Raw genomic sequence first — 8751 nt, forward strand, 5'->3', positions numbered from 1 at the left:
AACGGCGTTCCAGCAGGCCATTACTCACACTCCGGCTGCTGGAATGCCGTTTCGCCCGAGAAGCGGAATGAGCCTTGCCAGCCCCCTTAAAGAAAAGTAATGTCACTTTTAGTTTTGATGCGTGAGCCACGAGGAGCCCAGCATGGAATCATTCGTCCACCTGCGAAAAGGCCGGACCCCGAAGCGGGTACACGCCGACCTGGACGGCCTCAAGGACGATGAGCTCGGGCGCGGCGGATTCGTCGGTCGCACCGCCAACATGTACCGGCGCAACGACCCCACGGCGTATCGCACCGTCGGCCCACTGCGCCCCACCGACGTGCTGTCGTCCGAGCTGAAGCCGTCGGACGCGACGGACCCTCAGGGCACTCCCCTGCTGATGTTCTCGAACGCCGACTGCCAGGTGCTGCTGAGCCGGCGGAGCGCTGAGATGCCGTTTTTCGTCCGGTACGTCGACGGCGATCTACTCCTGTTCGTGCACAAGGGTTCTGGGCTGCTGGAGACCGAGTTCGGGCCGCTGCGCTACCGCGAGGGCGACTGGGTCTACCTCCCGAAGGCGTGCACGTTCCGGCAGGTGCCGGACAGTGAGAGCACGTGGCTGATGATTCAGGCCACCGACGACTTCCGGGTACCGCCGGCGGGCACGTTGGGACGGCACTTCCCGTTCGACCCGGCTCAGGTCACCATCCCCGAGCCGCAGCCGATCGACGACGATGGGCGCGAAGAATATGTGGTGCGCCTGTATCACGCCCCGATCGATGGCGTCGGGACGACCTCTCTTCTCTACCAACACAATCCGCTCGATGTGGAGGGCTGGCGGGGTGACAACTTCCCGTTCACCTTCAACATCGAGGACTACACCGTCATCACATCCGAGAGCGTCCATCTCCCACCGACGGTGCACCTGTTCATGCAGGCGACCGGTGTCTACGTGATGAACTTCCTGCCCAAGCCCGCCGAGAGTGTGCCGGGTACCGAGCGCACGCCGTGGTACCACCGCAACGTCGACTACGACGAGATCGCGTTCTTCCACGCGGGCTCGCTGTACGGCATTCCGATGCCGCCGGGCCTGGTTTCCCATGCGCCGCAAGGCGTTCACCACGGCGCACCGGAAGCCGCGCGCGAGCGTGCCCGGCGCAAGTTCGACCAATACGACCGCGTCGACTGGTCGGTGATCGCCATCGACACCCGCCGACGTCTCACCCCATCGGCCGAAATCCTCGCCAACGACCTGGGGCAGCACTAGTGATGAGCGCTTGCGCGAAGAACAAAGGACAGCGATGACAACGATCGATTCACCCGTGAAGCACGACTATGACCGCATCCCGTATCTGGTTGCGTACCAGAACAACTCGGCGGTGCGCGATGTGTACGGGGGCGTCGCCGAACTCGTGGTGCTGGAGAGCTATCTGCTGAAGCCCAAAAACAAGGCATCGGACACCGTCCTGGTGTTCATGCATCCGATCGGCGGCGGCGCCTACCTGCCGATGATCAACGCGCTGGCGCGCGCCGGCCACCACGTCATCTACTGCAACAGCCGGTTCCGCGGCACCGACTCTGCGCTCCTGATGGAGAAGGTGGTCGAGGACCTCGGCGAGTGCATCAAGGATGCCAAGAACCGGCTGGGCTACGACAAGGTCGTACTGGCCGGGTGGAGTGGCGGCGGCTCGCTGTCGGTGTTCTACCAGCAGCAGGCGCAGCACCCGACGGTGACGGCCAGCCCGTCCGGCGACGGGCCCGACCTGACCAAGCTGGGCCTGATCCCGGCGGACGGTCTCATGCTGCTGGCCGCACACATCAGCCGGCACGGCACCATGACCGAGTGGATGGACGCGTCGATCCTCGACGAGAACGACCCGTCCAAGCGCGATCCGGAACTCGACCTCTACAACCCGGACAACCCGAACCAGCCGCCCTACACCCCCGAGTTCCTGCAGCGGTACCACGACGCGCAGATCGCCCGGAATCGACGAATCACCAAGTGGGTCAACGAAAAGCTCGCCGAACTCAAGGCCGCGGGCCGCCCCGATGACGAGTTCGCGTTCGTCGTCCACGGCACCATGGCCGACCCACGCTGGCTCGATCCCACGGTCGATCCCAACGACCGCACCCCGGGGCAGTGCTATCTGGGGGACCCTCAAGTGGTGAACATGAGCCCGGTCGGCCTTGCCCGGTTCTGTACGTTGCGCAGCTGGCTGTCACAGTGGAGCTATGACGATGCCAACGGTGACGCTGTGAAGGCCGGCCCGGATATCGCGGTGCCGACGCTGGTGATCGGTAACCTCGCCGACGACGCCTGCACCCCGAGCCACACGCGGCGGCTGTACGAGGCCATCGGACATCCCGATAAGGAGATGCACGAGATCCCGGGCGCCAACCACTACTACTCCGGCCCGGACCAGCGCGGCACGCTGCGCCAGGCCGTCGGCATCTGCACGCATTGGCTACACCGGCAAGGGTTCTCCAGATGACCACTACCGGCGCGCTCGACGGCATCAGGGTCATCGAACTCGGCACCCTGATCTCGGGCCCCTTCGCGGGCCGGCTGCTCGGCGACATGGGCGCAGAGGTGCTCAAGATCGAGTTGCCGGCTTCCCCCGATCCGCTGCGGACCTGGGGTCAGGCCGAACTCGACGGGCACCGTTTCTTCTGGACGGTCCACGCGCGCAACAAGAAGGCGGTGACCCTGGACCTGCGCACCGAACGCGGCCGGGCACTGTTCCTCGAGCTGGTCAAGCAGTCCGATGTCATCGTCGAGAACTTCCGGCCGGGCACCCTGGAGAAGTGGAACCTGGGCTACGACGTGCTGCGCGAACACAATCGCGGCATCATCCTGGTGCGGGTATCGGGTTACGGACAGACCGGTCCCGACGCCGGCAAGGCCGGCTACGCGTCGGTCGCCGAGGCGGCCAGCGGGCTGCGGCACATGAACGGCTTTCCCGGCGGTCCTCCCCCGCGGCTGGCGCTGTCGCTGGGCGACAGCCTCGCCGGCATGTTTGCCGCGCAGGGAGCGCTTGCCGCGCTGTATCGGCGCAGCGTCACCGGCGAAGGGCAGGTCGTGGATACAGCACTCACCGAAAGTTGTTTGGCCATACAGGAATCCACGATCCCCGACTACGACATCGGTGGCGTGGTGCGCGGGCCGTCGGGCACCCGCCTCGAAGGCATCGCACCGTCGAACATCTACCAGAGCGCGAACGGCAGCTGGGTCGTGATCGCGGCCAATCAGGACACCGTGTTCCGTCGGCTGTGCCAGGCGATGGGGCGGCCGGAATTGGCGACCGATGAGCGATTCGTCGACCATCTGGCACGCGGCCGCAACCAGGACGAACTCGACAAGCTCATCGGCGACTGGGCTGCCGAGCGTGAGCCACAGGACATCATCGCCACGTTGTCGGAGGCCGGGGTGATCAGCGGTCCGATCAACACCGTCGCCGAGGTGGTGCAAGACCCACAGCTGCAGGCGCGCAACATGATTGCCGACCACTGGGACGAGCGTGTGCAGCGCAACGTGAAGGGACCTGGCGTCGTACCGGTGCTGTCGGGCACACCCGGAACCATCCGCAACGCCGGATCGGCGCGCCCTGGTCAGGACAACGACGAGGTGTACGGCCGGTTGCTCGGTCTCGGCGCCGAACAGTTGGCCGCGCTGCGTGCGGAGGGCGTGCTGTGACCGATCTGCCGTCCTACGTCACCATCCGTGAAGTCTGCCTGCGCGACGGGCTTCAGCTCGAGGACCCGATTCCGTTGTCCGCCAAGCTTGAACTGCTCCAGGCCATCGTCGCCACGGGCGTGCAAGAGGTCGAGGCCACCGCTTTCGTGTCGCCGTCCAAGGTGCCCGCGCTGGCCGATGCTCCCGAGGTGGCAGCGGCGCTGGCAGCGTTTCCCGGCGTCGAGTTCTCCGCGCTGGTGGCCGGACCCGGCGGTGCGGGCCGCGCGCTCGCCGCGGGCATACAGTCCCTTGAGTACGTGGTGTCTGCCGCAGACAGTCACAGCCAGGCGAACGTCGGCCGGTCGACCGCCGATTCCACGGCACTGATCGCCGACATCGTGGGCTTGGCCCACGACAGCGGTGCCAGTGCCGAGGTCATCATCGCCACGGCCTGGGACTGCCCCTTCGATGGCCCGACCGATCCGAGCCGGGTCGTCGAGATCGCCACAGCGGCATTGGAATTCGGCGCTGACCGGGTGGCCATCGCGGACACGATCGGTACCACCACCCCGCGACGGGTCACCGACCTGATCACCAGGCTCCGCCCCGTCATCGGAGCTCTGCCCCTCGGCGCGCATTTCCACAACACCCGCGGCGCGGGTCTGGCCAGTGCCTACGCCGCCGTGCAAGCCGGCGTGACCCGGCTCGATGCGTCGGTGGGCGGATTGGGTGGCTGCCCGTTCGCCCCGGGCGCGACAGGCAACATCGCGACGGAGGATCTGGTCTACCTGTTGCGGGACAGCGACATCGACACCGGCATCAACCTGGACCTGGCCATCGATGCGGCCATGGTGGCGCAGCGCGTCGTCGGCCACGAGCTGCCCAGCGCGCTGCTGCGCGCGGGCGACCGACTGCTGGGTTGAGCATGCCGGCCGACACTCTGACCGCCAAGGGTCGCCAGACCCGCGAGGCCATCGAACTCGCAGCGCGGAAGCTGTTCGCCGAACGGGGCTTTCACGGCACCACACTGGCCGACATCACCTCGGCCGCGAGCAAGTCATCGGCAGTGTTCTACCGCTACTTCGACGACAAGGAAGACCTGCTGGCCGAGCTGGCCGAATCATTCCTGCATGACATCGTCACCCCCTCGGGGATGAGCGTGCCGCTGCCGGAATCCCCCGAGAACACCGACTACTTCGCCACGGTGGTGACCGGGTACTGGAATCTGTTCAAGCAGAACATCGGCATCATGATCGCGGTCGCCCAGCTGGGCGCGACCCAGCCCCGATTCGCCAAGGTGCAGCACGAGTTCCGCCGCTTCGGCATGGACATGGTCGCCGACTCGGTGCGCCACGCCGCCGAACAGGGCTACGCGCAGGGCCTCAATCCCGAACACATCGCCGCTGCCATCGCGCTGCTGTTCGAGAACTTCACCGTGGTGGTGGTCGGCAATCCGGGATCGGAACTGCAGATCAGCGACGAGGACGCCATCACCACGCTGTCGACCATCTGGAAGAAAACCCTGTACGGCTTCTGACCGAAGGAGGAATCACCGTGGATTTCGCTCTACCGGAACACCTTCCGGGCCTGCTGGCCGAGATGGACGCATTCATCGAGGCCGAGATCAAGCCGCTGGAACGCGAGAACATGCAGTACTTCGACCGGCGCCGCGAATTCGCCCGCACCGACCTCGAGAACGGCGGCGTACCAACCCGGGAATGGGAGGACCTGCTCGACGAGATGCGCCGGCGCGCCGACGCCGCCGGCTGGCTGCGATACGGCCTGCCCAGCGAATTCGGCGGCCGCGACGGCACCAACCTGGACATGGCGGTCATCCGGGAACACCTGGCGCACAAAGGTCTCGGCCTGCACAACGACCTGCAGGACGAGTCGTCGATCGTCGGGAACTTCCCTCAGGTCATCATGATGAGCCGGTTCGGCACCGAAGCCCAGAAGGCCGAATGGGTCGAGGCCATGATCACCGGTGCGCGGTCCATGGCGTTCGGCCTCACCGAGCCCGACCACGGCAGCGACGCCACCTGGCTCCAGACCTCCGCGGTCCGCGACGGTGACGGCTGGATCATCAACGGCCGCAAGCGCTGGAACACCGGCGTACACCGGGCCACCCACGACCTCATCTTCGCCCGCACGTCAGGTGAACCCGGTCAAGCGGTCGGCATCACCGCCTTCCTGGTCCCCACCGACACGCCCGGCTTCACCGTGCCGTACTACTGGTGGACGTTCAACATGCCCAGTGACCACGGCGAGGTCGAACTTAAAGACGTTCGCGTGCCCGATGATGCGGTGCTCGGCGAAGTGGACCATGGCCTGGAGGTCGGCCAGACGTTCCTCCATGAGAACCGGATTCGACAGGCCGCGAGCAGCCTGGGAGCCGCCCAGTACTGCATCGACCGCGCCGCGCAGTATGCCGGCGAACGCGTCGTGTTCGGTAAGCCGCTGGCGGTCAACCAGGCCGTGCAGTGGCCACTGGCCGAACTGCAGACCGAAGCCCAGATGGTGCGACTCCTGGTGTATTACGCCGCCTGGCACCTGGACCGGGATCACCACATGGAGGTCTCCGACAAGGTGTCGATGGCCAACTACCGCGCCAACCGACTGGTGTGCGAGGCCGCCGACCGGGCCATGCAGATCCACGGCGGCATCGGCTACAGCCGGCACGAGCCGTTCGAGCACATCTACCGGCATCACCGTCGCTACCGGATCACCGAGGGCGCCGAAGAGATTCAGATTCGCCGGGTGGCGCAACGGATGCTGAAGTTCGGGCGCAAGTGATCGACTCCGCGGCACTGGCCCGGGTGCTGACGCCCGCGCTCGGCGATGTCCAGGTCGAGAACCTGCGCGAGCTGACCGGCGGCGCCAGCCGTGCAACGTGGGCGTTCTCCGCGGCCCGTGCCGACGATGTCCGCCAATTGATCCTGCGCGTCGGCCCTCCCGACGAAATCCACGCCGGCATGGAACTGGAAGCCGCGGCACTGTCCCGGGCCGCGGCCACGGGTGCACCGGTGCCGCAGGTGCTGGCAGCGAACAATTCGCCTGAGGCCCTGGGCAATCCATTTCTGGTGTGCGACTTCGTTCCCGGTGAGACCATCGTGCGCAAAATCCAGCGGTCCCTCGATGACGAAGGCCGGGCCGCTCTTCTCGAACAGTGCGCCGAAGCCCTGGCATCCATCCACCGCGCCGACCCCACCGGCATCGGGCTGTCGAGTGCGGACCAACTGGGTTCGTGGCGGCACGAGCTCGATGAGATCGGCGACACCACAGCCACTTTCGAATGGGCTTTCCGATGGTTGGAACGCAATCAGCCGGCGGACATCGGCGACCCGGTGCTGGTTCACGGCGACTTCCGGATGGGCAACCTGATCGTCGATGGCAGCCGGCTTGCGGCCGTGCTCGATTGGGAGCTCACCCATCTGGGCTCGCGCGCCGAGGACCTGGCCTGGTTCTGCATCCGGGCCTGGCGATTCGGAGCACCACGCGCCCTGGACGCCGGCGGCCTGGGCAGCGTCGGCGACTTTCTCACCGCCTACGAGCAATCCAGCGCAATCACTCTGGATCGCAAGACCTTTCACTGGTGGCTGGTGTCGGCCACCCTGCGCTGGGGCATCATCTGCCGGTACCAGGCGCAGCGCCATCTCTCGGGCCAGACCAGATCGGTGGAGTTGGCGGCCATCGGCCGCCGGGTGTGCGAGACCGAATGGGACCTGCTGGGCCTCCTGGAGGCCCGATGAGCCACTACCGGCCGACCGCCGCCGAACTGGTCGCCGCGGTGGCCGAGTTCCTGGAGACCGAGGTGCGAGAGGCCACCGGACCCGATAGTCGGCTTGCCGACGCGGGCGCGGTGAACTTCCATGCCCGCGTCGCGGCGAACGCGCTGCGGATCGTCGAACGCGAGCTCGGCCAGGCCGGTCCGGAACCCGGACTGCTCGGCTTCCAGGACGAGCAAGCGCTGGCGCACGCCATTCGCGCCGGTGACTTCGATGACCGTCACGATGAACTCTTCCCCACGCTGCGGGCACTGGTACGTCATCGCCTCGACGTGGACCACCCGGGCTACGAGGACGAGTAGGCCAAACGCGGCCTTCCTGTCGACCGGACTGTCGTAGCCTGGGCAGGTGGCCGACCCTGCCCTCAAGATCCTGGTGTACAGCGACAATCCGAACACCCGCGATCAGGTGCGCACCGCCCTGGGGCGGCGCATTCATCCGGACCTGCCCGACTTGACGTATCTCGAGGTGGCGACGGCGCCGGTGGTGGTGAGTTCAGTCGACGCCGGCGGCATCGACCTGGCCATCCTCGACGGGGAAGCCACTCCCGCCGGTGGGATGGGGCTGGCCAAGCAGCTCAAGGACGAGGTCGCGAACTGCCCGCCGATCGTGGTGCTCACCGGCCGTCCGGACGACGCCTGGCTGGCCTCCTGGTCTCGCGCAGAGGCTGCGGTCCCGCACCCGATCGACCCGATCCGGCTCGGCGAGGCAGTGGTGTCGGTGTTGTCGCCGCACCAGTGAAATGCTGCGGTAACCAGCACGAAATAGCCTGTGGCCGTTCACTCTTCGCGTCAGCAGCGGCGGAGCGCGGGAACGTCAGGAACTGATCATGATCCTAGCCAAAATGCGGCGGCCGTTCCGTTAACCGAGCTAAGCTGTGGGCCAGCTCACATCGACAGCTCGACGAGGGAGCCGCACAGGGCATGACGAACGTATGAACGTCTACATCCCCATCCTGGTACTCGGCGCGATCGCGGCTGCGTTCGCGGTCGGTTCGGTCGGAATCGCGCTGGTCATCGGCCCCCGCCGGTACAACCGGGCGAAGCTGGAGGCCTACGAATGCGGCATCGAACCGATGGCGCCGGGCTCACCGGGACATGAGACCACCGGCCAGCGATTCCCGGTCAAGTACTACCTGACCGCCATGCTGTTCATCGTCTTCGACATCGAGATCGTCTTCCTGTATCCCTGGGCCGTTTCCTTCGAATCGCTGGGGGTGTTCGCAGTGGTGGAGATGCTGCTGTTCATGCTGACGGTGTTCGTCGCCTATGCGTACATCTGGCGGCGCGGCGGACTGAGCTGGGACTGACGACC

At 66.3% G+C, this 8751-nt stretch carries 10 protein-coding genes; all 10 read left to right on the plus strand.

What is annotated here, in order from left to right:
- Positions 1–142 precede the first annotated feature (142 nt).
- Positions 143–1246, plus strand: a complete 1104-nt coding sequence (locus ACX12F_RS19105; RefSeq protein WP_459366060.1) for a homogentisate 1,2-dioxygenase — start codon at positions 143–145, stop codon at positions 1244–1246.
- Between the two features lie 34 nt (positions 1247–1280).
- Positions 1281–2471 carry an alpha/beta hydrolase family protein gene (locus ACX12F_RS19110; protein ID WP_459366061.1) on the plus strand — a complete coding sequence of 397 codons (1191 nt, stop codon included), beginning with the start codon at positions 1281–1283 and terminating at the stop codon, positions 2469–2471.
- Positions 2468–3673, plus strand: a complete 1206-nt coding sequence (locus tag ACX12F_RS19115) for a CaiB/BaiF CoA transferase family protein (protein ID WP_459366062.1) — start codon at positions 2468–2470, stop codon at positions 3671–3673. Before ACX12F_RS19110 ends, ACX12F_RS19115 begins: the two co-directional genes overlap by 4 nt.
- On the plus strand, positions 3670–4575 hold the full coding sequence (locus ACX12F_RS19120; RefSeq protein ID WP_459366063.1) for a hydroxymethylglutaryl-CoA lyase: 906 nt from the start codon (positions 3670–3672) through the stop codon (positions 4573–4575). Before ACX12F_RS19115 ends, ACX12F_RS19120 begins: the two co-directional genes overlap by 4 nt.
- A 2-nt stretch (positions 4576–4577) precedes the next feature.
- On the plus strand, positions 4578–5189 hold the full coding sequence (locus ACX12F_RS19125; RefSeq protein ID WP_459366064.1) for a TetR/AcrR family transcriptional regulator: 612 nt from the start codon (positions 4578–4580) through the stop codon (positions 5187–5189).
- A 17-nt stretch (positions 5190–5206) separates the two neighbouring features.
- Positions 5207–6445, plus strand: a complete 1239-nt coding sequence (locus ACX12F_RS19130; RefSeq protein WP_459366065.1) for an acyl-CoA dehydrogenase family protein — start codon at positions 5207–5209, stop codon at positions 6443–6445.
- A complete protein-coding gene (locus tag ACX12F_RS19135) occupies positions 6442–7401 on the plus strand; it encodes a phosphotransferase family protein (RefSeq protein WP_459366066.1) in 960 nt (319 codons plus the stop codon). Before ACX12F_RS19130 ends, ACX12F_RS19135 begins: the two co-directional genes overlap by 4 nt.
- Positions 7398–7739: a DUF6285 domain-containing protein gene (locus ACX12F_RS19140; RefSeq protein WP_459366067.1), complete on the plus strand. Its 342-nt coding sequence runs from the start codon at positions 7398–7400 to the stop codon at positions 7737–7739. Before ACX12F_RS19135 ends, ACX12F_RS19140 begins: the two co-directional genes overlap by 4 nt.
- Positions 7740–7785: 46 nt before the next feature.
- A complete protein-coding gene (locus tag ACX12F_RS19145; RefSeq protein WP_459366068.1) occupies positions 7786–8178 on the plus strand; it encodes an Rv3143 family two-component system response regulator in 393 nt (130 codons plus the stop codon).
- Positions 8179–8371: 193 nt separating this feature from the next.
- Positions 8372–8746 (plus strand): NADH-quinone oxidoreductase subunit A, encoded by a 375-nt coding sequence (locus ACX12F_RS19150; protein WP_043400785.1) that lies wholly within the window; start codon positions 8372–8374, stop codon positions 8744–8746.
- The last annotated feature ends 5 nt before the right edge of the window (positions 8747–8751 follow it).

The organism is Mycolicibacterium sp. HS_4_1 (assembly GCF_054515875.1).

Excerpts from the sequence above, each read along its gene's own strand:
- ACX12F_RS19115 (WP_459366062.1), top strand. The coding sequence starts at position 2,468 with ATGACCACTACCGGCGCGCTCGACGGCATCAGGGTCATCGAACTCGGC.
- ACX12F_RS19140 (WP_459366067.1), top strand. The coding sequence starts at position 7,398 with ATGAGCCACTACCGGCCGACCGCCGCCGAACTGGTCGCCGCGGTGGCC.
- ACX12F_RS19150 (WP_043400785.1), top strand. The coding sequence starts at position 8,372 with ATGAACGTCTACATCCCCATCCTGGTACTCGGCGCGATCGCGGCTGCG.
- ACX12F_RS19125 (WP_459366064.1), top strand. The coding sequence starts at position 4,578 with ATGCCGGCCGACACTCTGACCGCCAAGGGTCGCCAGACCCGCGAGGCC.
- ACX12F_RS19110 (WP_459366061.1), top strand. The coding sequence starts at position 1,281 with ATGACAACGATCGATTCACCCGTGAAGCACGACTATGACCGCATCCCG.
- ACX12F_RS19105 (WP_459366060.1), top strand. The coding sequence starts at position 143 with ATGGAATCATTCGTCCACCTGCGAAAAGGCCGGACCCCGAAGCGGGTA.